General features: G+C 67.2%; 19 protein-coding genes and 1 pseudogene. 16 read left to right on the top strand and 4 right to left on the bottom strand.

The genetic code is table 11. The features are described 5' to 3' along the window. Nucleotides 1–67: 67 nt before the first annotated feature. A complete protein-coding gene (hrpA, locus tag ACTG4X_RS16980) occupies nt 68–3,964 on the bottom strand; it encodes an ATP-dependent RNA helicase HrpA (RefSeq protein ID WP_440531412.1) in 3,897 nt (1,298 codons plus the stop codon). 364 nt (nt 3,965–4,328) lie between these two features. Here hrpA and ACTG4X_RS16975 point away from each other — a divergent pair, with 364 nt between their 5' ends. From ACTG4X_RS16975 to ACTG4X_RS16930, 10 genes are all read left to right on the top strand, one after another. Beyond that, nucleotides 4,329–6,311 carry an AAA family ATPase gene (locus tag ACTG4X_RS16975; RefSeq protein ID WP_440531411.1) on the top strand — a complete coding sequence of 661 codons (1,983 nt, stop codon included), beginning with the start codon at nt 4,329–4,331 and terminating at the stop codon, nt 6,309–6,311. Between the two features lie 40 nt (nt 6,312–6,351). Then, on the top strand, nt 6,352–7,698 hold the full coding sequence (gene argA, locus ACTG4X_RS16970; protein WP_093054709.1) for an amino-acid N-acetyltransferase: 1,347 nt from the start codon (nt 6,352–6,354) through the stop codon (nt 7,696–7,698). Between the two features lie 35 nt (nt 7,699–7,733). Further along, nucleotides 7,734–8,372: a LysE family translocator gene (locus ACTG4X_RS16965; protein WP_093173888.1), complete on the top strand. Its 639-nt coding sequence runs from the start codon at nt 7,734–7,736 to the stop codon at nt 8,370–8,372. A gap of 74 nt (nt 8,373–8,446) precedes the next feature. After that, on the top strand, nt 8,447–9,658 hold the full coding sequence (gene dapC, locus ACTG4X_RS16960) for a succinyldiaminopimelate transaminase (RefSeq protein ID WP_307614095.1): 1,212 nt from the start codon (nt 8,447–8,449) through the stop codon (nt 9,656–9,658). A 40-nt stretch (nt 9,659–9,698) separates the two neighbouring features. Then, entirely contained in the window at nt 9,699–10,523 is an 825-nt protein-coding gene (dapD, locus tag ACTG4X_RS16955) for a 2,3,4,5-tetrahydropyridine-2,6-dicarboxylate N-succinyltransferase (protein WP_093054703.1), read from the top strand. Between the two features lie 66 nt (nt 10,524–10,589). After that, nucleotides 10,590–11,738 carry a PilT/PilU family type 4a pilus ATPase gene (locus ACTG4X_RS16950; protein WP_093054701.1) on the top strand — a complete coding sequence of 383 codons (1,149 nt, stop codon included), beginning with the start codon at nt 10,590–10,592 and terminating at the stop codon, nt 11,736–11,738. 16 nt (nt 11,739–11,754) lie between these two features. Beyond that, nucleotides 11,755–12,933: a succinyl-diaminopimelate desuccinylase gene (gene dapE, locus ACTG4X_RS16945; RefSeq protein ID WP_440534350.1), complete on the top strand. Its 1,179-nt coding sequence runs from the start codon at nt 11,755–11,757 to the stop codon at nt 12,931–12,933. Beyond that, entirely contained in the window at nt 12,930–13,811 is an 882-nt protein-coding gene (gene prmB, locus ACTG4X_RS16940) for a 50S ribosomal protein L3 N(5)-glutamine methyltransferase (protein ID WP_440534349.1), read from the top strand. The genes dapE and prmB overlap by 4 nt, the downstream gene beginning before the upstream one ends. A 168-nt stretch (nt 13,812–13,979) precedes the next feature. Further along, a complete protein-coding gene (locus ACTG4X_RS16935) occupies nt 13,980–15,974 on the top strand; it encodes an ABC-F family ATP-binding cassette domain-containing protein (RefSeq protein WP_093054695.1) in 1,995 nt (664 codons plus the stop codon). Nucleotides 15,975–16,005: 31 nt separating this feature from the next. Next, nucleotides 16,006–16,509, top strand: a complete 504-nt coding sequence (locus ACTG4X_RS16930; RefSeq protein WP_093054693.1) for a hypothetical protein — start codon at nt 16,006–16,008, stop codon at nt 16,507–16,509. Here ACTG4X_RS16930 and ACTG4X_RS16925 read toward each other — a convergent pair. Both ACTG4X_RS16925 and ACTG4X_RS16920 read right to left on the bottom strand, forming a co-directional pair. Further along, a complete protein-coding gene (locus tag ACTG4X_RS16925; protein ID WP_143042582.1) occupies nt 16,460–16,696 on the bottom strand; it encodes a hypothetical protein in 237 nt (78 codons plus the stop codon). The genes ACTG4X_RS16930 and ACTG4X_RS16925 overlap by 50 nt on opposite strands. A gap of 7 nt (nt 16,697–16,703) precedes the next feature. Beyond that, nucleotides 16,704–16,937 carry a transcriptional regulator gene (locus ACTG4X_RS16920; RefSeq protein ID WP_093054689.1) on the bottom strand — a complete coding sequence of 78 codons (234 nt, stop codon included), beginning with the start codon at nt 16,935–16,937 and terminating at the stop codon, nt 16,704–16,706. Nucleotides 16,938–17,007: 70 nt separating this feature from the next. Between ACTG4X_RS16920 and ACTG4X_RS16915 the strand changes: the two genes are divergently transcribed. From ACTG4X_RS16915 to ACTG4X_RS16895, 5 genes are all read left to right on the top strand, one after another. Continuing rightward, complete coding sequence (locus ACTG4X_RS16915; protein ID WP_440534348.1) at nt 17,008–17,724, top strand: helix-turn-helix domain-containing protein; 717 nt, start codon at nt 17,008–17,010, stop codon at nt 17,722–17,724. A 432-nt stretch (nt 17,725–18,156) separates the two neighbouring features. Next, nucleotides 18,157–19,659 (top strand): efflux transporter outer membrane subunit, encoded by a 1,503-nt coding sequence (locus ACTG4X_RS16910; protein WP_093074628.1) that lies wholly within the window; start codon nt 18,157–18,159, stop codon nt 19,657–19,659. Between the two features lie 52 nt (nt 19,660–19,711). Beyond that, nucleotides 19,712–20,881, top strand: a complete 1,170-nt coding sequence (locus ACTG4X_RS16905) for an efflux RND transporter periplasmic adaptor subunit (protein WP_440534347.1) — start codon at nt 19,712–19,714, stop codon at nt 20,879–20,881. A gap of 10 nt (nt 20,882–20,891) precedes the next feature. Beyond that, nucleotides 20,892–23,972 (top strand): efflux RND transporter permease subunit, encoded by a 3,081-nt coding sequence (locus ACTG4X_RS16900; RefSeq protein WP_093173904.1) that lies wholly within the window; start codon nt 20,892–20,894, stop codon nt 23,970–23,972. A gap of 98 nt (nt 23,973–24,070) precedes the next feature. Further along, nucleotides 24,071–25,120 (top strand): DMT family transporter, encoded by a 1,050-nt coding sequence (locus tag ACTG4X_RS16895; protein ID WP_440534346.1) that lies wholly within the window; start codon nt 24,071–24,073, stop codon nt 25,118–25,120. 55 nt (nt 25,121–25,175) lie between these two features. Here the strand turns inward: ACTG4X_RS16895 and chrA are convergent, their stop codons facing one another. Then, entirely contained in the window at nt 25,176–26,546 is a 1,371-nt protein-coding gene (chrA, locus tag ACTG4X_RS16890) for a chromate efflux transporter (RefSeq protein ID WP_093173908.1), read from the bottom strand. Between the two features lie 98 nt (nt 26,547–26,644). On the opposite strand from chrA, the pseudogene ACTG4X_RS16885 reads away from it, so the two are divergent. Continuing rightward, nucleotides 26,645–26,770: pseudogene (locus tag ACTG4X_RS16885) on the top strand (manganese efflux pump); the annotation flags it as partial. Nucleotides 26,771–26,814: the final 44 nt, after the last annotated feature.

The raw sequence follows: 26,814 nt of genomic DNA, 5'->3' as shown, positions 1-26,814 counted from the left end.
GCCCAGGCACGCCGTAAAGAAAAAGCCCGCGCAAGCGGGCTTTTTTTCGTCCACTGCGGCCAGCGGATCAGGCCTGCAACTGCGCCCAGGCCTTGTCGAGCCGCTTCACGCTCACCGGCTGCGGCGTGCGCAGCTCCTGTGCGAAGAAGCTCACGCGCAGTTCTTCGAGCAGCCAACGGAACTCGAGCATGCGGTCGTCCACCACGCCCTTGCGTTCGGCCACAAGGCGCCAGTAGCGCTGGTCCTGCGGCTTCAGCTCCGCGAGCTTGGCGGCGTCGCGCGCCGGGTCGGCGCGCAGCTTGTCGAGCCGCAGCACGATGGCCTTGAGGTAACGCGCGAAGTGCTGCAGCTGCGTCCACGGCGCATCGGCGATGAAGCGCTTGCCGACGAGGCGCTGCAGTTGCTGCGCGGCGTCCTGCACGGCATCGGGCTGGATCTTCGTGTCCTTGATCTTGCGCGCGGCCGCCGCGTATTCAATGAGGATGGTCGACGCGAGCCGGGCCACCTCGTTGGCAATCAGCGTGAGGCGGCCACGCCCCTCCTCCAGCCGGCGCTTGAACGCGAACTCGTCGGTCGGCAGCGGCTCCTGCAGGAAGGCGCGGTCGATCGCGACATCGATGATCTGCGTGCGCAGCTCTTCGGAGGTGCCTAGCGGCATGTAGGCCACCGACATCTTCTGCAGGTCGGGAATGTTCTTCTCGAGGTACTTGAGCGCGTCTTTCAGTTGCAGCGCGAACAGGCGGCGCAGGCCGGCGCGGTGCTTGGCGGCTGCCACGGCGGGCTCGTCGAACACCTCGATGGTCACCGCGTCGCCTTCGTCGCGCAGCGCCGGAAAGCCGATCAGCGATTGCGAGCCGCGGCGCACTTCCATCAGCTCGGGCAGCTCGCCGAAGGTCCAGCCCGTGTAGCGCTGGCCGGCAGGCAATACGGCGGGTGCGGGCTGGCTCGCGTCCTTCGCGGGCGCCCCGGACTTGCCTTCGGGCGCAGCCGCCGCATTCTTCTCCGGCGACGCCTTGACGTTGAGCCCAGCCAACGCCTGGAAGGCACCACGCGCCTGTGCACCAAGCTCGGCCTTCAGCGCACCGAGGTTGCGCCCCATGCCCAATTGCCGGCCGTGCTCGTCGATCACGCGCAGGTTCATGAACAGGTGCGGCGGCAGCATGTCGAGCTTGAAGTCCGCGCGCTTGACGTCGATGCTGGTCATGTCGCGCACGCGCTTGAGCAGCACGTCGGTCAGCGAGCCGGTGCCGAACAGCTCAGGCACGGACAGCTCTTCCGCCAGCTTCGAGGCCGACTCGGGCAGCGGCACCAGCCGCGAGCGCGGACGCTGCGGCAGGCTCTTGAGCAGTGCCTGGATCTTGTCCTTGAGCATGCCCGTCACCAGCCACTCGCAGCGCTCCTCGCTCACCTGGTTGAGCACGAACAGCGGCACGCTGGCCGTGAGGCCGTCCTTCGCGTCGCCGGGCTCGTGCAGGTATGTCGCGGCGCAATCCACGCCGCCGAGCCGCAGCGTCGGCGGGAACGATTGCGTCGTGATGCCGGCCGCCTGGTGGCGCATCAGCTCGTCGCGCGTCAGGAACAGCAGGCGCGGCTGTTCCTTGGAGGCTTGGCGGTACCAGTTCTCGAAAGTGATGCCGCTGGCCACGTCGACGGGCAGCTGTGCGTCGTAGAAGGCGAAGATCAGTTCGTCGTCGACCAGTACGTCCTGCCGGCGCGACTTGTGCTCCAGCCCCTCGACCTCGCGCACCAGCTTGCGGTTGGCCTGCAGGAACGGAAACTTGCTCTCCCACTGCCCGGCGACCAGCGCTTCGCGGATGAAGATCTCGCGCGCCGCGACCGGATCGACCTTGGTGAAATCGACACGCCGCCCGCTGTAGACAACAAGGCCGTACAGCGTTGCACGCTCCAGCGCCGACACCTGCGCGCCTTTTTTCTCCCAGTGCGGATCGAGCAACTGCTTCTTCAGCAGATGCTCCGCCACCTGTTCGAGCCACTGCGGCTCGATGTTGGCGATGCCGCGCCCGAAGAGCCGCGTGGTCTCGACCAGTTCGGCCGCGACGATCCATCGGCCCGGCTTCTTCTTCAGGTGCGCGCCGGGGTGCTTGTAGAACTTGATGCCTCGCGCGCCGAGGTAGGCCTCGTCGTCTTCGAGCTTCCAGCCGACGTTGCCCAGCAGGCCTGCGAGCATCGACAGGTGCAGCGGCTCGTAGCCGGCAGGCTCCGCATTCAGGCGCCACTTGTGCTCGGTGACCACCGTGAGCAGCTGCGAATGGATATCTCGCCATTCGCGCACGCGACGGATGTTGATGAAGTTCTGCCGCAACAGCTGTTCGTACTGCCGGTTGCTGAGCTTGTGCGTGTCACCGTGGCCGCCGCGCGCGTCGGCGATCCATTTCCAAAGGCGAAGGTAGCCGCTGAACTCGCTCTTCTCGTCGTCGAACTTCGAATGCGCCTGGTCGGCCTGCTGCTGGGCTTCCATCGGGCGGTCGCGCACGTCCTGCACGCTGAGGGCCGACGCGATGATGAGCACTTCTTCGAGCGCGCCGCGCGAGCGGGCTTCCAGGATCATGCGGCCCACGCGCGGGTCCAGCGGCAGCCTCGACAGCTCGGCGCCGGTGTGCGTGAGCTCGTTGGCATCGTCGACCGCGCCCAGCTCGTTGAGCAACTGGTAGCCGTCGGCAATCGCGCGCGGCGACGGTGCCTCCAGGAACGGGAAGCGCGCCACGTCCCCCAGGCGCAGCGACTTCATCCGCAGGATCACGCCGGCCAGCGACGAACGCAGGATTTCCGGATCGGTGAAGCGCGGGCGGCCTTCGAAATCTTTCTCGTCGTAGAGCCGGATGCAGATGCCGTTCGCCACGCGCCCGCACCGACCCGCGCGCTGATTGGCCGCCGCCTGGCTGATCGGCTCGACCAGCAGCTGCTCGACCTTGCTGCGGAAGCTGTAGCGCTTGACGCGCGCCGTGCCGGTGTCGATCACGTAGCGGATGCCCGGCACCGTGAGCGAGGTTTCGGCCACGTTGGTGGCCAGCACGATGCGCCGGCCCGTGTGGCCGTCGAAGATGCGGTCCTGCTCGGGACCCGAGAGCCTCGCGAACAGCGGCAGCACCTCGGCATTGCGCAGCAGCGGCTGGTGGCTCAGGTGGCGGCGCAGGTGGTCGGCCGCCTCGCGGATTTCGCGCTCGCCGGGCAGGAAGACGAGGATGTCGCCTGCGTTGTGCGGATCGCGCCAGAGTTCGTCGACGCCATCGGCAATGGCGTCGTTCAGATCATGCTCGCGCGATTCTTCGAAAGGCCGGTAGCGCTGCTCCACCGGGAAGGTGCGGCCCGACACCATGATGGTCGGTGCAGGCCCCTTGGCCGAGGCGAAATGCTGCGCGAAGCGGTCGGCATCGATGGTGGCCGAGGTGACGATCACCTTCAGGTCGGGCCGGCGCGGAAGAATCTCGCGCAGGTAGCCCAGCAGGAAGTCGATGTTCAGCGAGCGCTCGTGCGCCTCGTCGATGATGAGCGTGTCGTAGGCCTTCAGCAGCGGATCGGTCTGCGTTTCGGCCAGCAAAATGCCGTCGGTCATCAGCTTGACCGAGGCGTCCCGGCTCAGGCGGTCTTGAAAGCGCACCTTGAAGCCGACCACGTCGCCCAGCGGCGTCTTCAGCTCTTCGGCAATGCGCTTGGCCACCGAGCTCGCGGCAATGCGGCGCGGCTGCGTGTGGCCGATGAGCCGGCCCTTGCCCGGCTCGGCGTTGAGCTTGCCGCGGCCCAGCGCGAGCGCGATCTTCGGCAGCTGCGTGGTCTTGCCCGAGCCCGTCTCGCCGCAAACGATCACGACCTGGTGCGCCGAGATGGCGGCCATGATTTCGTCGCGCCTGCCCGAGACAGGGAGCGATTCGGGAAATTCGATGCGGAGAGGTGTCGTGGTCGTCAAGGGAAGGCAGTCGTCGGGCTGGCGCGGCGGGCAAACCATCGATTATCGGTGCGCACCGCGGCTGTTGCACGGCATCCACAGCACGCTGCTTCGTCGCAACACGATCCGTAAATAGTCTTTACTCAATTGCAAACCGCTACTACGATCGCGTCCCATGTCCTATCGCCTTGCCCCCACCACCTTGCGCCGTCGCTGCGCAAGCCATGCGCCCGCCGCGCATGGGAGGGTCAAGTTGCCTCGCCCGGCCTGAAGCCCGCGCCCTCGCTCATGTCGGCGCGCTTCGGACACTGAAGCGCCGCAACCGACCCCCACAGCGTCTTGCCTGCCGACTCCTTCATTTCGAAGGAGCGGCCGCCTTTGTCGTACCTGCTCGATTCAAAAGAATCAAAAAAAGAAAAACACCATGTCCAAAGACATCCATTCCCGTCTGCACGCCGAGCTCGCAGAGCGCACGCGCCACCTGCAGACCGTTGCCGAAGCCCTGAAGACCGAGCTCTTCGGCATCGACGACATCATCGACCGCGTGATCGATTCGCTGCGTGCCTGGTATGTGCTGCCGCAGATCATCAGCCGCCCCGTCATCGTCTGCCTCTGGGGCCTCACCGGCACCGGCAAGACGCAGCTGGTGCGCAAGCTCGCGCAGCACCTGGGCTTCTACGACCGCTTCATCGAAGTGCAGATGGACGGCTTCAGCCACGGCTCTGGCTACCACAGCCGCGGCTCCATCTCGGCCATGCTGGCTGAATCGGGCATCGCCGAAGGCACGCCCGGCATCCTGGTGCTCGACGAGTTCCAGCGCTTTCGCACGGTCGACGGCAACGGCAACGACGCCAAGGTCGAGCGCTACCAGGACGTGTGGGCGCTGCTGTCCGACAGCCGCCTGCCGCCCGCGCTCTCGATGCTCGGCGAGATCGAGTCGTCACTCGCGCATGCCGAGTTCGTGCAGGACCGCGACGGCACCGACAAGAAGAAGTTCGACAAGAAGCGCAAGCTGCACCTGTCGCCCTGGGAGGCGCGCGAAGTCAAGCGCTGCCTGAAGCTCTCCGAGACCCTGCTGCAGATCATGGCGTGGAAGCCCGCCGAGGTGCACGCGCGCCTGCGCGCCTTCCGCGACACGCAGCAGAGCTGGGAGACCGACTACAGCAAGCTGCTGGTGTTCGTCTCGGGCAACCTCGACGAGATGTACGCCGAGACGGCCCAGCGCGTCGAAGACTGCGACACCGACGCCGACATCTTCCACGCGCTGACGAAGAAACTCTCCGTCATCGACGTGAAGAAGGCGCTGGCCGAGCGCTTCCGCCCTGAGCAGATCGCCCGACTGGGCAACAACCACGTGATCTACCCCTCGTTCAACCGCGCGACCTACGTGCGCCTGATCCTGTCGATCTGCGACCGCTATGTGGGCGAGATCCAGGAAAGCTCCGGCGTGCGCTTCGTGCTCGACGCGAGCGTGTACGAGCAGATCTACGCCAACGCCGTGTTCCCGGCGCAGGGCACGCGCCCGCTGTTTTCGTCGATCCACGCGATCCTGAGCGCGACGCTGGTCAATGCCGCGCTGTGGGCGCTGGAGCAACGCGCCGACGGCAGCGAGCCGGTTTGGCTCACGCTGGACGCGGGCGCATCCTGCATCACGGCCAAGTACCGCAAGGCGCGCCGCCAGTTTCCGGTCGCGCTGGAGCTGAACCGCCTCAAGCAGCGCTCGAGCGAGGACTTCCGCGCCCTGCTCGCCGTGCACGAGGCAGGCCACGGCGTGGCCTACGGCCTGCTGTTCGCCCGCGCACCGCAGGAGATCAAGATCAACGTGGCCTCGTTCGAGGGCGGCTACAACAGCTACGAGCAGCGCAAGGCCTGGTCGAAGGAGAACCTGCGCGACCGCATCTGCGTGAGCCTCGCGGGCCGAGCCGCCGAACAGCTGGTGTTCGGCGAGCAGGCCTGCACCTCCGGCGCCACGCAAGACTTCATGCAGGCGACTGCCTATGCCGCGCAGTACGTGCGCCACTTCGCCTTCGGCACGCGCCTGAGCCGCACCGACGTCGCGAACGACCCGGGCGACAACGTCAACACCGACATCGAGGTGACCAACCCCGAGATCGAGGCCCTGCTGGCGCAGGAGCACGCACGCGCACTGGCGCTGCTCGACGCGCATACGCCTGCGCTGATGGCGGTGGTCGACGCACTGCTGCGCGAGGGCTCCATCGCGCCGGCCGAACTGGCCGCGATGCTCGAGCTGCCGGACCCGGCGGCCGGCGCGGCCACGGATGCCTACGCGGCGCTGCTGGCGACCTTCCGCGCCCGCAACGCCGGCCTGCCACCGCCGACGCCACCCACGGGCGCAGGAGCGGCCATTCCCGCCAGCGCAGCCCGCGTGCTGCGCGCGATCGCCTGAGTCAGGCAAACGACGCCTCATGAATGCACAATCACGCCCCATGTCCACCGTCTTCAATTTCACCTTCGTGCCCTGGTTCCGCTCGGTCGCGCCCTACATCCACACGCACCGCGGTAAGACTTTCGTGGTTGGCCTGGCGGGCGAGGCAATTGCGGCGGGCAAGCTGCAGAACATTGCGCAAGACCTGGCACTGATCCAGAGCATGGGCGTGAAGATCGTGCTGGTGCACGGCTTCCGGCCGCAGGTCAACGAACAGCTCGCGGCCAAGGGCCACGAGGCGCGCTATTCGCACGGCATCCGCATCACCGACGAAGTGGCGCTCGACTCCGCGCAGGAAGCCGCCGGCCAGCTGCGCTACGAAATCGAGGCCGCCTTCAGCCAGGGCCTGCCCAACACCCCGATGGCGGGCTCGACGGTTCGGGTGATCTCGGGCAACTTCATCACTGCGCGCCCTGTCGGCGTGGTCGACGGGGTGGACTTCAAGCATTCGGGCCTGGTGCGCAAGGTGGACGCGGCCGGCATCCGCCGCACGCTGGACTTCGGCGCGATGGTGCTGATGTCGCCCTTCGGCTTCTCGCCCACCGGCGAAGCCTTCAACCTGACGATGGAAGAGGTGGCCACCAGCGTCGCCATTTCCATCCAGGCCGACAAGCTGATCTTCCTCACGGAAATCCCCGGCATCCGCATCGACAGCGAGCTGCCCGAGAGCGAAGACAACCCGATCGACACCGAGTTGCCGCTGGACGCCGCCGAAAAGCTGCTGGCCTCGCTGCCGCCGGCCCAGAAGCCGACCGACACGGGCTTCTACCTGCAGCACTGCGTGAAGGCCTGCAAGGGCGGCGTGGAGCGCAACCACATCCTGCCCTTCGCGCTCGACGGCTCGCTGCTGCTGGAGGTGTACGTGCACGACGGCGTCGGCACCATGGTGATCGACGAGAAGCTCGAAAGCCTGCGCGAAGCCACGGTGGACGACATCGGAGGCATCCTGCAGCTGATCGAGCCCTTCGAGCGTGACGGCACGCTGGTCAAGCGCGACCGCAACGAGATCGAGCGCGACGTGGGCCACTACACGGTGATCGAGCACGACGGCGTGATCTTCGGCTGCGCGGCGCTCTATCCCTACCCCGAGGCGCGCACCGCCGAGATGGCCGCGCTCACGGTTTCGCCCCAATCGCAGTCGCAGGGCGACGGCGAGCGCATCCTCAAGCGCATCGAGCATCGCGCCAAGGCCATGGGCCTGGACAGCATCTTCGTGCTCACCACGCGCACCATGCATTGGTTCCTCAAGCGCGGCTTCCAGCAGGTCAACCCCGACTGGCTGCCCGAAGCGCGCAAGCGCAAGTACAACTGGGATCGCAAGAGCCAGGTGCTGGTCAAGAAGATCTGACCGCCCGCTGAAAACCCACGAAGGAGACTGCCCCGATGACGCTCGCTACCGCCCTTCTCTTCGCCATCGTGGCCTTCGCGGCCATCGCCACGCCCGGCCCCACGGTGCTGCTGGCGCTCAGCAACGGTTCGCGCCACGGCGTGCGCCGGGCCCTGCCGGGCATGCTCGGCGCGGTGCTGTCCGACTTCGTGCTGGTCGGCGCCGTGGCGCTCGGCCTGGGCGCGCTGCTGGCGGCGTCGGAGTTCTGGTTCTCGATGCTGAAGTGGGTCGGTGCGGTGTACCTGGCCTGGCTCGGGCTGCGCATGCTGCGCTCCAAGGGCGGTTTTCACCTGCCGGCGGCCGATGCCGCGCCTTCGGTCACGGCGGGCGAAAGCCGGCGCATCTTCTTCAAGTCTTTCCTGGTGGCGGTGACCAACCCCAAGGGCTACATCTTCTGCTCGGCCCTGCTGCCGCAGTTCATCGATCCCTCGGCCGCGCAGGCGCCGCAATACATCGTCATTGCCCTGATCTTCGCGGGCCTGGACATGGCTGTGATGCTGGCCTATGCCTTCGTCGGCGCCCGCGCGATCCGGCTGCTGACGGTGTCGGCCACGCGCTGGATCGATCGCGCCTGCGGCGGCATGCTGCTGGCGCTGGCCGGCTCGCTGGCCTTCTACCGGCGCAGCGCGGCCTGACGCCTGCCAGCCGTCATGGCTGCCAGTAGCCGCTTCGGCAGGAGCGGTAACACCTGTCACCGATAATCCCGGGCATGAATCCCCTGCTTTCCCGGTTGCAACCCTATCCCTTCGAACGGCTGAAGCAACTGTTCGCGGGCGTCACGCCCAACCCCGAGTTCCCGGCCATCAGCCTGGGCATCGGCGAACCCAAGCACGCCACGCCGGGCTTCATCAAGGACGCCCTGAGCGCCAGCCTCGGCGCGCTGGCCGCCTACCCCGCCACCGCCGGCGACCTGGCGCTGCGCACCGCCTTCACCGACTGGCTGAAAACCCGCTACAGCCTCGCCCTCGACCCGGCCACCCAGGTACTGCCCGTCAATGGTTCGCGCGAAGCCCTGTTCTCGCTGGCGCAGACCGTGGTCGACCCCACCGTTTCGCCGCAGCCGGTGGTGATGTCGCCCAACCCGTTCTATCAAATCTACGAGGGCGCGGCCCTGCTCTCGGGAGCCGAGCCGTACTACGCGGCCAGCGTGCCCGCGCGCAATTTCGCAGTCGACTGGGACAGCGTGCCCGAGGCCGTCTGGGCCCGCACGCAGCTGGTGTTCGTCTGCTCGCCGGGCAACCCGACGGGCGCGGTGATGTCGCTGGACGAGTGGAAGAAGCTCTTCGCCCTGTCTGACCGCCACGGCTTCGTGATCGCCGCCGACGAGTGCTACAGCGAGATCTACTTCCGCGACGAGCCCCCGCTCAGCGGCCTCGAAGCCTCGGTGAAGCTCGGCCGGCCCGACTTCCGCAACCTGATTGCGCTGACCTCGCTGTCCAAGCGCAGCAACGTGCCCGGCCTGCGCAGCGGTTTCGTGGCGGGCGACGCGGCCATCATCAAGAAGTTTCTGCTCTATCGCACCTACCACGGCAGCGCCATGAGCGGCACCGTGGCCGCAGCCAGCATCGCGGCCTGGGGCGACGAGTCGCATGTGGTCGACAACCGCGCCCAGTACCGCGCCAAGTTCGCGGCCGTCACGCCGCTGCTCGAACCCGTGCTCGACGTGCGGCTGCCCGACGCCAGTTTCTACCTCTGGGCCGGCGTGCCCGAAGTGTGGGCTGGCGACGACGAAGCCTTCGCCCGCGCGCTCTACGCTCAATACAATGTGACGGTTCTGCCGGGGAGCTATCTCGCGCGCGAGACCGCGCACAGCGCCAACCCGGGCCGCGGCCGCATCCGCATGGCACTGGTGGCCGAAACAGCCGAATGCGTGGAGGCCGCCGAGCGCATCGTCCGCTTCTGCAAGGACGCCCGCCGCTGACCCGCTTTCCTGCCCCGATTTTTCACCCGAGACCTTCTCAATGACCCAGCAACTGCAACAAATCATCGACGCCGCGTGGGACGACCGCGCCAACATCTCGCCCACCGCCTCGTCGGCCGAAGTGCGCGACGCCGTCGAGCACGTCATCACCGAGCTCAACAACGGCAAGCTGCGCGTGGCAACCCGCGAAGCCGTCGGCCAGTGGACCGTGCACCAGTGGATCAAGAAGGCCGTGCTGCTGTCGTTCCGCCTGAAGGACAACGAGCAGATGCAGGCCGGCTCGCTCGGCTTCTACGACAAGGTGCCCACCAAGTTCTCGCACCTGTCGGCCGGTGAGCTGAAGGAATCGGGCGTGCGCATCGTGCCGCCGGCCGTGGCCCGCCGCGGCAGCTTCATCGCCAAGGGCGCGATCCTGATGCCCTCGTACGTGAACATCGGCGCCTACGTGGGCGAAGGCACCATGGTCGACACCTGGGCCACCGTGGGTTCGTGCGCACAAATTGGCGCCAACGTGCACCTGTCGGGCGGCGTCGGCATCGGCGGCGTGCTCGAGCCGCTGCAGGCCGGCCCCACCATCATCGAAGACAACTGCTTCATCGGCGCCCGCTCGGAAGTGGTCGAAGGCGTGGTGGTCGAAGAAAACTCGGTGCTGTCGATGGGCGTGTTCATCGGCCAGAGCACCCCCATTTACGACCGCGCCACCGGCGAAACCCATTTCGGCCGCGTGCCCGCCGGCTCGGTCGTCGTGGCAGGCAGCCTGCCCAAGGACAACGGCCGCTACAGCATGTACGCAGCCATCATCGTGAAGAAGGTCGACGCCAAGACGCGTTCCACCACTTCGCTGAACGACCTGCTGCGCGACTGATCGGCTCCTTCAAGGCCGAACCCTTTTCCCCTTAGAGAAAACAACAGCACCCGAGGAGAGAGACCGATGAACATGATGGAGCGAATTCTTCGTTTGATGGCCGAGCGCAAGGCCTCCGACATCTACCTCTCGGCCCACTCCCCGGTGCTGATCCGAATCAACGGCATCTGCGTGCCCATCAACGCGCAGGTGCTGCCTGCGACCGCACCGCTCGCGCTGCTGTCCGAAGTGGTGCCCGCCGCCCGCATCCAGGAGCTGGAAAGCACGGGCGAACTCAACATGGCCGTCGCCCTCGAAGGCGCCGGCAACTACCGCGTGAGCGCCATGCGCCAGCGCGGCACCTACGCGGTGGTGGTGCGGCACATTGCCGCCGACATCCCGAGCTTTGCCGATCTGAACCTGCCCGACATCCTGAAGACGCTGATCATGGAAAAGCGCGGGCTGATCCTGATGGTCGGCGCCACCGGCGCGGGCAAGACCACCACGCTGGCCTCGATGCTCGACTACCGCAACGAGCACGCCAGCGGCCACATCCTCACGGTCGAGGAGCCGATCGAGTTCACCTACACCAACAAGAAGTCGGTGGTGAACCAGCGCGATGTGGGCAGCGACACCACCTCGCTGCAGACGGCGCTGAAGAACGCGCTGCGCCAGGCGCCCGACGTGATCCAGATCGGCGAAATCCGCGACCGCGACACCATGACCGCCGCCATCGCGTACGCGCAGTCGGGCCACCTGTGCGTGGCCACGCTGCACGCCAACAACAGCTACCGCGCGCTGAACCGTATCCTGAGCTTCTTCCCGGTCGAGGTGCGGCCCACGCTGCTGGGCGACCTGGGCGGCGCGCTGCGCGCCATCGTCTCGCAGCGCCTGCTGCGCACGCCGGCCGGCGGCCGCGTGCCGGCGCTCGAAGTCATGCTCAACACCGCGCTGGTGGCCGAGCTGATCGAAAAGGGCGACTTCTCCGCGGTGAAAGAAGCGATGGAAAAGTCGATGGCCGAAGGCTCGCAGACCTTCGAGGAAGACATCGCCCGCCTCATCACCGAAGAGCGCGTCACACGCGAAGAAGGCCTGTCGCAAGCCGACTCGCCCACCAACCTGATGTGGCGCCTGCAGAACCGCGCCGCGCCCAAGCCACAGGTCGACGACCGCAATCTGACCGACCAGGTCGACGAACCCACCTTCACCGACATCACGCTCGACGTGAAGTTCTGAACCAAGCCTTTTCCCGATGTCCCGTACGCTCCAGCTCGCCGAACAACTCATCTCGCGCCCCTCCGTCACCCCCGACGATGCGGGCTGCCAACAGATCCTCGGCGAGCGGCTGGCGCAACTGGGCTTCACGCTGGAAACCATCGAAAGCGGCCCGGCCGACTTCCGCGTGACCAACCTGTGGGCGGTGCGCCGCCCCGCGAACGCGGTCGCGACCAAGACGCTCGTGTTCGCCGGCCACACCGACGTGGTGCCCACCGGCCCCGTCGAGCAATGGACCAGCCACCCCTTCACGCCCACGCACCGCGACGGCAAGCTCTACGGCCGCGGCGCCTGCGACATGAAGACCTCGGTGGCGGCCTTCGTGACCTCGATCGAGGAATTCCTGCAGGCCGTGCCCGAGTCGAAGCTCACGCTGGCGCTGCTGCTCACCAGCGATGAAGAAGGCCCGGGCGTCGACGGCACCGTCATCGTCTGCAATGCGCTGGCCGCTCGAGGCGAGGTCATCGACTACTGCATCGTCGGCGAACCCACTGCCGTGGAGCGCTGCGGCGACATGATCAAGAACGGCCGTCGCGGCACCATGAGCGGCAAGCTCACGGTCAAGGGCGTACAAGGGCACATCGCCTATCCGCACCTGGCGAAGAACCCAGTCCATTCGGTGGCGCCCGCACTGGCCGAACTGGTGGCCATCAACGCCGCCGGCGGCTGGGACACCGCAAGCAACCCCTATTTCCAGCCGACCAGCTGGCAGATCAGCAATTTCCATTCGGGCACGGGCGCGAGCAATGTGATTCCGGGCAGCGCGGTGATCGACTTCAACTTCCGCTTCTCGACCGAATCCACGCCCGAGTCGCTGCAGCAGCGCGTGCACGCCGTGCTCGACGCGCACAAGGTCGACTACACGCTGGCCTGGACCATCGGCGGCCTGCCCTTCCTGACCACGCCGGGCGAACTGGTCACGGCCGTGCAGGGCGCCATCCGCGACGAGACCGGCATCGAGACCGAGCTGTCGACCAGCGGCGGCACCAGCGACGCTCGCTTCATCGCCAAGATCTGCAAGCAGGTGGTCGAGCTGGGCCCGGTGAACGCCAGCATCCACAAGATCGACGAGCACATCGACGTGGCCGAGATCGAGACGCTGAAGAACATCTACGTGCGTACGCTGAAGCGGCTCGACGCTGCGCTTGCTGCATGAGCACCGTCATCGAACTGATCGAGTCGGGCGCAAAGCGACTTGAAGAGGCCGGCGTGGCCTTCGGCCATGGCACCGCCAACGCCTTCGACGAAGCCGCATGGCTCGTGCTGTGGCGCCTGAAGCTGCCGCTGGACGACATCGACAGCGTGGCCGACAGGCCCGTGTCGCCCGCGGACGCCGGCAAGGTCACCACACTCATCGACGAGCGCATCACCACGCGCAAGCCTGCCGCCTACCTCACCAAGGAAGCGTGGCTGCAGGGCGTGCCCTTCTATGTGGACGAGCGCGCCATCGTGCCGCGCAGCTTCATCGCCGAGCTGATCGCCGACGGCAGCATCGACTACTGGCTGGGCGAACACACGCAGCGCGTGCTCGACCTGTGCACCGGCAACGGCAGCCTCGCGGTGCTCGCGGCGCTGACTTACCCGGACGTGACGGTGGACGCAGCCGACCTGTCGGTCGAGGCACTTGAAGTGGCCGCAATCAACGTCACCCGCCACCAGCTGGACGCCCGCGTCACGCTGATCGAATCGGACGGGCTGAAGAACCTGCCCGGCCCGTACGACCTCGTGCTGTGCAACCCGCCCTACGTGAACAGCGCCAGCATGGCCGCCCTGCCCGCCGAATACCGCGCCGAGCCTGAGCTTGCGCTGGCCGGCGGCGCCGACGGAATGGATTTCGTGCGCCAGCTGTTCGCCGACGCGCCCTCGCGCATGAGCGAACAGGCCGTGCTGGTGCTGGAAATCGGCAACGAGCGCGACTATTTCGAAGCCGCCTTCCCGCAGCTCGAAGTCGTCTGGCTCGAAACCTCGGCGGGCGAGGACCAGGTCTTGCTTGTCACGCGTGACGCCCTGGTGGCCGGCGCTGGCGTGCGTTAGCGGCGCCCGCCCCAAGCCCCCTTCAGCCGTTTTCTCGCAGCCATTGGCCGCGAAACCCCATTCACCGGGCCATTCCCCGCGCCTGCCGCGCCTTTCCCCTGCGCTTTTGCCCCCTTTCGCCGGGCCGCAAAGGACGGGCGGGATAATCGCCCCTACGGTTCCTCTTTCATGATCACTCTCAAAAACGTCATTCTTCGCCGCAGCGCCAAGGTTCTGCTCGACGGCGCCACCGTCACCCTCAACCCCGGCGAAAAGGTCGGCCTGGTGGGGCGCAACGGCGCCGGCAAGTCGACCCTGTTCGCCCTGCTCAACGGCACGCTGCACGAAGACGGCGGCGATTTCTCGGTGCCCAAGCACTGGCGCATGGCCCAGGTGGCGCAGAACATGCCCGAAACCGAAGAGTCGGCAACCGACTTCGTGGTGGGCGGCGACACCCGCCTGACAGAGCTGCGCGAGTCGCTGGCCGCCATCGAGGCCGCCTACACCGAGAACCCCGACGACGCCGACATCGGCATGGAGCTGGCCCACGCCTACACCGACCTGGCCGACGCCGGCGAGCACGACGCCGTGCCGCGCGCACAGGCGCTCATCCTGGGGCTGGGCTTCAAGTCGCACGAGCTCGACGAGCCCGTCAACAGCTTCTCCGGCGGCTGGCGCATGCGCCTGCAGCTGGCCCGCGCGCTGATGTGCCCGAGCGACCTGCTGCTGCTCGACGAACCCACCAACCACCTGGACCTGGACGCGCTCGTCTGGCTCGAAGCCTGGCTGCAGAAGTACCCGGGCACCATGATCGTCATCAGCCACGACCGCGAGTTTCTCGATGCCGTGACCGACGTCACCCTGCACATCGCCAACGCCCAGCTCACGCGCTACGGCGGCAACTACAGCAAGTTCGAGGACATGCGCGCGCTGCAGATGGAGCAGCAGCAGGTTGCCTTCAGCAAGCAGCAGGACAAGATCGCCCACCTGCAGAAATTCATCGACCGCTTCAAGGCCAAGGCCAGCAAGGCCAAGCAGGCGCAAAGCCGGGTCAAGGCGCTGGAACGCATGGAGCGCGTGGCGCCGCTGCTGGCCGAGGCAGACTTCACCTTCGAGTTCAAGGAGCCGGGCAACATTCCCAACCCGATGCTGTCGATCAGCAACGCGAGCTTCGGCTACGAGATCGAGAACGAAGAGCCGAAAACCATCCTGCGCGGCGTCAGCCGTTCGGTGCTGGCGGGGCAGCGCATCGGCATCCTGGGCGCCAACGGCCAGGGCAAGTCGACGCTGGTGAAGACCATCGCGCGCGAAATGGGCGCGCTGGCCGGCCAGGTGACCGAGGGCAAGGGCCTGAACATCGGCTACTTCGCGCAACAGGAACTCGACGTGCTGCGCCCGCAAGACACCCCGCTCGAACACATGGTGCGCATGGCGCGCGAACTCGGCAGCAGCGTGAAGGAAGCCACTGGCGAGCAGGCGCTGCGCGGCTTCCTCGGCAGCTTCAACTTCAGCGGCGACATGGTCAAGCAAGCCGTGGGCACCATGAGCGGCGGCGAAAAAGCCCGCCTCGTGCTGGCAATGATGGTGTGGCAGCGCCCCAACCTGCTGCTGCTCGACGAGCCCACCAACCACCTGGACCTCGCCACCCGCGAAGCCCTGGCCGTGGCGCTCAACGAGTTCGAGGGCACGCTGATGCTGGTGAGCCACGACCGTGCGCTGCTGCGCTCGGTGTGCGACGAGTTCTGGTTGGTCGGCCGCGGCGTGGTCGGCGACTTCGACGGCGACCTGGACGACTACCAGCGCTACCTGCTCGACGAAGCCAAGCGCCTGCGCGAAGAGGCCAAGGTGGCCGTGCGCGAGGCCGTCAGCGCGGCGGCTGCGGCCGCTGCTGCACCGCCGGTGGCCGCGCCCGCCGCCCCGCAGCAGCGTAAGCAGGACGCCCAGGAGCGTCAGCAGCGCAGCGACCAGGCCAAGCCGATCAAGCGCGAGATCGCCCAGATCGACGAACGCCTGGCTGCAGCCGGCACCGAGCGCACCGCGCTCGAGGCGCGCCTGGCGCAACCGCTGCCTTCCGCCGAGATCGCCGAAGCCGGCAAGCGGCTGAAGGCGCTCAACGATGAAATCGGCCGCCTCGAAGAGCGCTGGCTGGCCCTGTCGGACCAGCTGGAAGCGCTCGCGGCCTGAGCCTGGAAGCCGACAACAAGGGAGCCGCTGGATGCCGTCTGCAATCGAACTGGCCCGGGGTGACGAAAAACTCATCGCCGCCGTGCACCGCAGCCGCCGCCTCATCACCCGCAAGGCGCTGATGGCGGCCGCGGCCAGCGCCGTTCCCCTGCCCGGCATCGACTGGATGGCCGACGCCGCGCTGCTCTCGCGGCTGGTGCCGCAGATCAGCGCGGAATTCGGCCTCTCGGTCACCCAGGTCGAAAAGCTCGCGCCGCACCAACGCGAGCGCATCCAGAAGGCCGCGACCACGGTCGGCGCCCTGCTGGTCGGGCGGCTCGTCACGCGCGACCTGCTGATCCGGCTTGCAAAGCACGCGGGCGTGCGCCTCACCGCCAAGCAGGCGACCAAGTACGTGCCCATTGCCGGGCAGATCGTGTCGGCCGCGCTCGGCTATGCGGCGCTGCGGGCGCTCGGCGAGCAGCACATCAAGGACTGCGTGCGCGTCAGCTCCACCCTCGCTCTCGCGCCGCCCGAACCGCACGCGAGCGCCTGAGCGCCTCGCGGTCGAACAGCACCTGCGCCGCCCACGCCGCGCAGACCAGCCCGAAGCAGCCGCCGCCAGCGATGGCCGGGTGCGCCGCGATCAGCCCGACGACCAGCCCCGCCAGGGACAGCAGCGCCAGCAGCACGCACAGCGCGCGGTCGAGCCACAGGCCCGACGGCAATCGTCTGCGGCGCACAGCCTATTCATTCATTGATCGATGGCTGGCGAAAGCCCTGCGGCGCGGGCTTGAGCGCTTCTTCTTTCATCCGCTGCTCGTAGGCCGCCAGCAGCGCGAGGTAGTGGCGCGACATGACGTCGCCCACCCTCCCCAGGCCGATCTTGCTGACCGTTGGCTGCGGAATTCCGGTTCTCTGTTCGATCTGCTTCTGCGTGAGCCCCATGGCCCTCAGCGCCAGCACCAACTCGCGTGGCTTCATGGCATTACTCCCTTTTTTTAATATTCTAGAGTTTGGGAAGAATATTCGTTTGGGCTTAAATCCCCAACCGATGGAGAGCATTGCCACACGCGCATTGGCTGCGCGCAAATTCGCCAAGATGACGCAGAAGCAGGCCGAAGCGGCTTCCGGCGTCAAACAGTCCAGCATTTCCAAGATCGAGCGGGGGGACGTCAGCCGGTCGATGAGCGTGCTCGCGCTGGCGCGCGCCTACCGCGCCGACCCGCACTGGCTCGACACCGGCGACGGCCCCGCCCCCTGGGACGAAGACCAGATCCGCCAGGCCCGCGACAAGGCCAACGAGCCGCCGGGCCCCTACCGGGTGACGCACATAGCGCCGTTGATTCCGTCGTTCTCGCCCCGCACGCCCGGCACCGTGCCCCTTATTTCCTGGGCGGATGCCGCCAACTGGGACAGCCACGAAGTCTCGCAACAGCCGCGTGCCGAGCGCTGGATTCCCTGCATCGCCCACCACAGCCTCCAGAGCTACGCCCTGCGCGTGCGCGGCGACAGCATGACGGCGTCCAGCGGCCACCTGAAGAGCTATCCCGCAGAGTCGATCGTGTTCGTCGATACGTCGCTGAGGAAGCCCGAGGACGGCGAACGCATCATCGCGAAGCTCGAGGACAGCGGCGAAGTCACGTTCAAGGTCTACAAGGAAGACGACGGCCGACGCTGGCTACTGCCGCTGAATCCGAAGCACGAGCCAGTGCGCGAGGCCTTCACCGTGCTGGGCACCATCGTCGGCAAATGGGAAGACGAAGACTGAGCGCAGACGGTCCAAAAATTAGCGAGGAATGAGCCTGGAACAAGATTCCAGCGAGGTCAGGTTGCGTGCAGGTTCACAGGCGATATTCATGTCTCTCCCTGTGGCCTGCATCCTCTGATCCTCCCTCCTCCAGCAGGTCACCTTCAAGCCCGCCTCGTGCGGGCTTTTTTTTGGGCTTGCTGCTCGCCCCTAGGCTGCGCGCTTCGCGTCGCGTTTGTGCATTTCGCGCCTTGTAATACCAACTTCGTCGCATCGTCCTCGCGGCGTGGGGTGGCGGCCACGACACTGCACGAAAGTCAGGTATCCCGGGCGTTCCGGGTGTACAACCGCTGCCCCATGCCAAATCAAGAAAACAATGCGTTGGAGGGTCCCCCCAGTTCTCCGCGCGCGGCTTCCGCGCGCCGGCGAATGGGGCGGCCTGCCCAGGGTGCCGTGCTCGGTGCCGTCCTGCTGCTGTTGAGCGCCTGTGCGGTCGGCCCCGACTTCAAGACGCCCGACCTGCCGGCCGCCGCCAGCGGCGCCGACTACACGCCCGCGCCTATGCCCGCGCGCACCGCACAGGCCAACGTGCCGGCCGGCCAGGCCCAGGAACTGCTGCCGGGCCGTGACATTCCCGCGCAGTGGTGGGACGTGTTTCACTCGGAGCCGCTCGACCAGCTGATCCGCGCCTCGCTCGCGCAAAGCCCCACGCTGGCTTCTGCGCAGGCCGCATTGCGCCAGGCCGAAGCCACGTACGACGCCAAGTCGGGCAACCTGCTGTGGCCGCAGGTCACTGGACAGCTCGGCGTGCAGCGCGAGCGCGCATCCGAAGTCAGCACGCAGGTGCCGGGCGGCCAGTTGCTCACGCTGTACAACGCCTCGGTCAACGTCAGCTACAACCTCGATGTGTTCGGCGGCTCGCGCCGGCAGATCGAAGGCGAACGGGCCGCGGTGGAAGCGCAGCGCTACCAGGTCGAGGCGGTCTACCTCACGCTGACCTCGAACCTTGTCACCACCGCCATCCGCGAAGCCTCGCTGCGCGCGCAGCTGCAGGCTGTGCGCGAGGTGCTGCAGGCGCAGCGCGAGCAGCTGAACGTGATCGAAAAGCAGTTCGACACCGGCGCGATCGCGAAGTCGATCGTGCTGCAGCAGCGCACGCAGGTCGCGCAGACCGAAGCCACAGTGCCGCCCATCGAGAAATCGCTCGCGCAGACGCGCCACCAGCTCGCGGTATTCGCGGGCCGGCTGCCGTCCGAAGCGGGCCTGCCCGAGTTCGACCTGGCAAGCCTCTCGCTGCCGCAGGCGTTGCCACTTTCACTGCCCTCCGAACTAGCGCGCCAGCGCCCCGACGTGCGTGCCAGCGAGGCTCAACTGCACCAGGCCAGCGCGGCAGTCGGAGTGGCCACCGCCAACCTCTATCCGCAGATCCAGCTGAGCGCCAGCTACGGCAACAGCGCCTTGCGGGCGCGCGACCTGTTTACCGGCCCGACCACCCTGTGGAGCATTGGCGCCGGGCTCACGCAGCCGATCTTCAACGGAGGGGCCCTGCGCGCGCAGCAGCGCGCGGCAGTCGCGGCCTACGACTCGGCGGCGGCGCAGTACCGCAACACCGTGCTCGGCGCCTTCCAGAACGTGGCCGATGCCTTGCGCGCACTGGAACTCGACGCCAACGCCCTGCAGACCCAGGCCACGGCCGAATCTCTTGCAAGGCAGTCGCTCGACCTGTCGACCGCGCAGTTCCGTGCCGGCGCGGTGAGTTACGTCACGCTGCTGACCGCGCAGCAGGCCTGGCTGCAGACGCACACGGCGCTGGTGCAGGCGCAGGCCGCGCGCTATGCCGACACCGCCGCCCTCTTCCAGGCGCTCGGCGGCGGCTGGTGGAACCGTGGCGCGCTGGCCGATGCGGTGATCGCACCGGGGCAGCAACCTGCGGCGCAGCCCGCCGCACAGAACTGACCGAACACCTCCATCAAATAACACGAAGAAAAGCCTACCTATGACCCGGAGAATGATCATCATGATCGGCTGCGTGCTGCTGCTGGTCGCCGCGCTCGCGCTCGGCAAGTTCCTGCAGATCCGCGCGCTGATCGCGGCCGTGCCCAAGCCGGCGCCGCAGACGGTGTCGACGGCCCAGGTGCAGAAGCTGCAGTGGCAGACGCAGTTCACCGCGGTCGGCACGCTGAACCCGGTGCGCGGCGCCGACCTCAGCACCGAAGTGGCGGGCCTGGTGCGCACGGTGCACTTCAAGTCGGGCCAGGACGTGAAGGCCGGCGCGCTGCTGGTCGAGCTCAACGCCGACTCCGACATCGCCCTGCTGCATTCGGCCGAAGCCGCCGCCGCGCAGGCCGCCACCGTGCTCAAGCGCGACCAGGCGCAGCTGGCTGTGCAGGCCGTGAGCCAGGCGCAGATCGACGCCGACACCAACGACCTGAAAGCCAAGCGCGCACAGGTCGAGCAACAGGCGGCCGTGGTGGCGAAGAAGTCGATCCGCGCGCCCTTCTCGGGTCGCCTCGGCATCACCGCGCTGAACCCGGGCCAGTACGTGAACGCGGGCGACAAGCTCGTGACGCTGCAGACGCTGGACCCGATATACGCCGACTTCTCGCTGCCGCAGCAGCAGCTCGCGGGCCTCGCGGTAGGCCAGGTGGTAAACCTGACTGTCGACACCTTCCCGGGCCAGAGCTTCACCGGCAAGATCAACGCGATCAGCCCGAAGGTGGACTCCGCCACGCGCAACGTGCAGGTCGAGGCCACGGTGTCGAACCCCAAGCTGCTGCTGCTGCCCGGCATGTTCGCGAACGTGAAGATCGACATTGGCGGCGTGCAGGAACAGCTGACGCTGCCCTCCACCGCCGTCACCTACAACCCGTACGGCTCCACGGTGTACGTGGTGAAGGAAGCCGAGCCGCCAAAGGCTGGTTCTGCTGGTGCTGCCGGTGCTGCAGGTACGCCAGCCCCCGCGGCCAACCCGTCGGGCAAACCGCAGCTCGTCGCCGAGCAGGTCTTCATCGAGACCGGTCCGACGCGCGGCGACCAGATCTCCATCGTCAAGGGGCTGAAAGCCGGCCAGGTGGTGGTGAGCAGCGGGCAGAACAAGCTGAAGAACGGCTCGCCCGTGACGGTGGACAACAGCGTGCAGCCCACCAACGACGCGGCGCCGACGCCGCAGGAAAAGTGAGGCAGCCCGCATGAACTTCACCGACATCTTCATCCGCCGGCCCGTGCTGGCGATGGTGGTGAGCCTGCTGATCGTGGTGCTGGGGCTGCGCGCACTGGCCGGCCTGCCGGTCAACCAGTATCCGAAGACCGAGAACGGCGTGGTCACCATCAGCACCGCCTACTACGGCGCCGACGCGGCCACGGTCGCGGGCTTCATCACGCAGCCACTCGAAGCCGCCGTGTCGCAGGCGCAGGGCATCGACTACCTGTCGTCGTCGAGCAGCCTGGGCGTGTCGACCATCACCGCCACGCTGCGGCTGAACTACGACTCGAACCGCGCGCTGACCGAGATCAACACGCAGGTCAATTCCGTGCGCAACCAGCTGCCGCCGCAGGCGCAGCAGCCGGTGCTCACGGTGGCCACGGGCCAGACCACCGATGCCATGTACATCGGCTTCTACAGCGACACGCTGCCCAACAACAACGTGACCGACTTCCTGGTGCGCGTGGTGCAGCCCAAGCTCAACGCCATTGCGGGCGTGCAGACCGCCGAAATCCTCGGTGCGCGCACCTTCGCGCTGCGGGCCTGGCTCGACGCGCAGAAGATGGCCGCCTACGGCGTGACCGCCACCGACGTGAGCACCGCGCTCGCCGCCAACAACTACCTGGCGGCCGTGGGCACCAGCAAGGGCCAGATGGTGAGCGTGCCGCTCACGGCCGGCACTTCGCTGCACAGCGTGGACGAGTTCAAGCAGCTCTCTGTGAAGAGCAGCAACGGCGCCATCGTGCGGCTGCAGGACGTGGCCAATGTCACGCTCGGCTCTGAGAACTACGACTTCAACGTGGCCTTCAACGGCGTGCGCTCGGTGTTCATCGGCATCAAGGTCGCGCCCGAGGCCAACATCCTCGAAGTGGCCAAACAGGTTCGCACCGTGTTCCCCGACCTGCAGGCCCAGTTGCCCACGGGCCTGACCGGAAAGATCGTCTACGACTCGACCGACTTCATCAACACCTCCATCAGCGAAGTGATCAAGACGCTGGTCGAGGCGCTGATCATCGTGACGGTGGTGATCTATCTCTTCCTGGGCAGCTTCCGCGCGGTGGTGGTGCCGGTGATTGCCATGCCGCTGTCGCTGATCGGCACTTTCTTCGTGATGCTGGTGCTTGGCTACTCCATCAACCTGCTCACGCTGCTGGCGCTGGTGCTGGCGATCGGGCTGGTGGTGGACGACGCGATCATCGTGGTGGAGAACGTCGACCGGCACATGCGGGAGGGCAAGTCGCCGATGCAGGCTTCGCTGCTCGCGGCACGTGAACTGGGCGGGCCCATTCTTGCCATGACGGTGGTGCTGGTTGCGGTGTACGTGCCCATCGGTTTCCAGGGCGGGCTGACCGGATCGCTGTTCACCGAATTCGCGTTCACGCTCGCGGGCTCGGTGGTGGTGTCGGGCGTGGTCGCGCTCACGCTGTCGCCGATGATGTGCTCGCGCTTCTTCAAGCCCGAGCAGGACACCGGCAAGTTCGCGACTTTCATCGAGCACACCTTCGAACGCGTGCACCGCCGTTACCAGCTGATATTGCGCGGCGTGCTGAAGACCTGGCCGGTGATGATCGTGATGGGCGCCATCCTCGTGGCGCTGCTGTTCGTGATGTTCAAGATGTCGAAGTCGGAGCTTGCGCCCGAGGAAGACCAGGGCATCGTGCTGTCGCAGGTGGTGGGCGCCCCCACGGCCACCATCAACCAGATGCAGACCTATGCGGACCAGATCTTCAAGGTTGCGCACGACACGCCCGAATACGCGCAGCTGTTCCAGCTGACCGGCGTGCCGAGCACCAACGCGGGCATTGCCGGCGTGCTGCTCAAGCCCTGGGACCAGCGCACGCGCAGCGCGCACGAGATCCAGGCCGATCTGCAGAACCGCTGGAACGGCATTGCGGGCGCGAAGGTCGTGGCCTTCCAGTTCCCGGCGCTGCCGGGTGCCTCGGGCCTGCCGGTGCAGTTCGTCATCAAGACGACCGAGCCCTTCGAGAACCTGAACACGCTCGCGCAGCAGATCATGGACAAGGCGCGCGCGGACGGAAAGTTCTACTACATCGATGCCGACCTGAAGATCGACCTGCCGCAGGCCACCGTGGTGGTCGACCGCGACAAGATCGCCACGCTGGGCATCACGCAGCAGGACGTGGGCAACGCGATGGGCGCGGCGCTGGGCGGCGGGTATGTCAACTACTTCTCGATCTCGGGCCGCTCGTACAAGGTGATCCCGCAGGTGCAGCAGGTCGACCGGCTCAACCCCTCTGACGTGCTCAACTTCTACATCAAGACCCCGAACGGCGTGGTGCCAGCAAGCACGGTCGCTAGCCTGAAGTACACGGTGCAGCCCGAGACGGTGAACCACTTCCAGCAGCTCAACTCCGTGACCATCCAGGGCGTGCCCAGCGGCACGCAGGGCGAAACGCTGGAGTACCTGCGCGGCGTGGTGCAGCAGCTGGCGCCCAGCGGCTACACCGTCGACTACTCGGGCCAGTCGCGCCAGTTCGTGCAGGAGTCGGGCAACTTCGCCATCACCTTCCTGTTCGCGCTGATCATCGTGTTCCTGGCGCTGGCGGCGCAGTTCGAGAGCTTCCGCGACCCGGTGGTCATCCTGGTGTCGGTGCCGCTGGCCCTCTTCGGCGCCATGATCTTCATCTTCTGGGGCTTTGCCTCGATGAACATCTACACGCAGGTGGGGCTGGTCACGCTGATGGGGCTGATCAGCAAGCACGGCATCCTGATCGTCGAAGTGGCGAACCGGCTGCAGAAGCAGGGGCTGAGCAAGCTCGACGCCATCGTCGAGGCGGCCGGCACGCGGCTGCGCCCGATCCTGATGACCACCGCGGCAATGGTGTTCGGCGTGCTGCCGCTGGTCATTGCCTCGGGCGCCGGCGCGGCCGGGCGCAAGGCGATGGGCATCGTGATCTTCAGCGGGCTGTCGATCGGCACGCTGTTCACCTTGTTTGTCGTGCCTGCGATGTACCTGTTCATTGCGGCGCGGCATCAGAAGGAAGAAAGCGCGGAGAGCCCGCCGGAACAGCCGGCGTTGCCGGGGGCGGTGGCGCCGGAGGCCTGAGCCTTCGGGCCAGGTCGCACCGGTCGAGCCCGCTGCCGTGAAAGCAGCGGGCTTTTTCGTTTCAGAATTGCAGCAACGGCTCTTGAAGGACTGAAGACGTGCCCCTCTTCCATCTCCCGGCATTGCGCGGCGGCCTGCTGGCCCTCGCGGCCGCGGCACTCTTCGGCATCAGCACGCCGTTGGTCCAGCGCGCGGGTGCGGAACTCGGCGCCTTCACCACTGCTGCCCTGCTCTACGCCGGCGCCGCGTTCATGGGCGCCTGGCTGCGCCAGCCGGTGGAACGCGAAGCAGCGCTGCGCCGCGCCGACCTGAAGCGGCTGTCGTTGATGGCACTGTTCGGCGCCGTCATCGGCCCCGTGGCGCTCGCCTGGGGCCTGCAGCACACCAGCGGCACCAGCGCCTCGCTCATGCTCGCGCTCGAAGCGCTGTTCACCGCAGTGCTGGCGCGCACGCTCTACCGCGAAGTGATGGACCGCCGGGTGTGGAGCGCGATGCTGTTGCTGCTCGCGGGCGGCATGGTGCTGGTGATCGACCGGGGCCTGAGCGGCGGCGTGCAGCTGCTGGGCCTGCTCGCGGTGCTGGCTGCCACGGCTGCCTGGGGCATCGACAACACCCTGTCGCGCGCGCTGGCCGAGCGCGATCCCGGCCAGGTGGTGCTAGGCAAGTCGCTGCTGGGCGCGGGCGCGACCGCCCTGCTCGCAATTGCGACCGGCGAACCGCTGCCCGGCTGGACCGCGGCCCTGGCACTGCTCGCCATCGGTGCCAGCGGCTACGGGCTCAGCCTGCGGCTCTACCTGCTGGCGCAACGTGCCTTCGGCGCGGCGCGCACGGGCTCGGTGTTCGCCTTCGCACCGTTCATCGGCGCAGTGGTCGCCATCGCGCTGGGGGACCGTGCCTTGAGCTGGGGCATGGCAACCGGCGGCTTGCTGATGCTTGCAGGCGTTGCCTTGCACCTGGCCGAATCCCACGGCCATGCACACGACCACGAGCCGCTCGACCACGAACACGCGCACCGGCACGACGACGGGCATCACGACCATACGCACGACCCGATGCCGGTAGGCGAGCACAGCCACCCGCACCACCACACGCCGCTGCACCACACGCATGCGCACGTGCCGGACGCGCACCACGCGCATCCGCACTGAAGAAGAACCCTCGGGCTCGATGAAGCGCATAGACCAGCCGGCCGCGCGCAGCTCCTCAGCGCAGCCCGGGCACCAGGGTCGCCAGCAGCCCGACGGCCGCGCAGGCGCCGAGCAGCGGCATCACGCCGACCTTGAAGCGAAAGAGCGCCACGGCCGCAGCCACCGCGATGACCGCGGACAGCGCGTCGAAGCGCCCACCGAAACCCTGCGGCCACAGCACGTGGTACGCGAAGAACAGCGCGAGATTCAGGATCACGCCGACCACCGCTGCCGTAACGGCCGACAGCGGCGCGGTGAACCCGAGCTTGCCGTGCGTGGCCTCGATCAGCGGCCCGCCCGCGAGGATGAAAACGAACGACGGCAGGAAGGTGAAGAAGGTCACCACCGTGGCCGCCAACGCCCCGCCGACGAACAAGGCGCCCGGCCCCGCGACCTGCTGCAGCCAGCCGCCCACGAAGCCGACGAAGGCCACCACCATGATCAGCGGCCCAGGTGTGGTCTCGCCGAGCGCCAGGCCGTCGATCATCTGCGTGCCGTTGAGCCAGTGGTAATGCTCGACCGCCCCCTGGTACACATAAGGTAGAACGGCGTAGGCACCGCCAAAGGTCAGCAGCGCGGCCTTGGTGAAGAACCAGCCCATCTGCACCAGCGCGCTCTGCCAGCCCTGCGTGGCCACGAGCACGCCCATCGCCAGGGCCCACAGGCCGAGTCCCACTGCCAACACCTTGGCAAGGCGGCCGCGCGTGAAGCGGGCATGCGCGGGGGTCGGCGTGTCGTCGTCGATCAGCGCCGGTCCGTAGCCCTGATTGGCGCCGCCATGGCCACCGCCCAGCGCGAACACGCCCGGCGCCCAGCGCGCCCCGAAATGGCCGATCAGCGCGGCCCCGATCACGATCGCCGGGAACGGTGTGTCGAAGGCGAAGATGGCCACGAAGGCCGCGCCCGCAATGCCCCACATCCACCGATTCTTCAGCGCACGCGTGCCGATGCGATGGGCCGCGTGCAGCACCAGCGCAGTGACGGCCGGCTTGATGCCGTAGAAGATGCCGGCCACCGCGGGCACATTGCCGTAGGCCATGTAGATCCAGGACAGCGCGATCAGGATGAACAGCGACGGCAGCACGAACAGCGCGCCGGCGACGATGCCGCCCCAGGTGCGGTGCATCAGCCAGCCGATGTAGGTGGCCAGCTGCTGGGCCTCCGGCCCGGGCAGCAGCATGCAGTAGTTGAGCGCGTGCAGAAAGCGCTTCTCGCTGATCCAGCGCCGGCGCTCAACCAGCTCGGTGTGCATGATCGCGATCTGCCCGGCAGGACCGCCGAAGCTGATGAAGCCGAGCTTGAGCCAGAAGCGGAATGCTTCAGCAAAGGAGACGGGCTGGATTGGCGCGGAATGCGCGGGAGAGGAGTCAGGCAGTACGGTGTCCACGGATAGCTCCGTTATGAGTCGCCAGCGCTTGGACGGGACACCGTCTTACTTTGCAGACCGGGAGGCTGTTTTCCCGGGACGGAAATCGTAGCAGACCCATCGGCGTGATGGTGGGGCGCGTATTGGGCGCGGTGCTCGGCAAGCGTGCGGAGATCATCGGCAGCCTCGTGCTGATCGGGATCGGCGTGTTGATCCTCTATGAGCACCTGAACGGTCTGGCTTGATCGCGCGCAGAAAAAATCCCCGCATGCACAAGGCAGGCGGGGAT

Origin of the sequence: Variovorax sp. YR566 (assembly GCF_051992195.1) — a bacterium.
GTDB lineage: Bacteria > Pseudomonadota > Gammaproteobacteria > Burkholderiales > Burkholderiaceae_C > Variovorax.
Note: the sequence above shows the minus strand (reverse complement) of the source record. Positions and strands in the feature narration are given on the sequence as shown.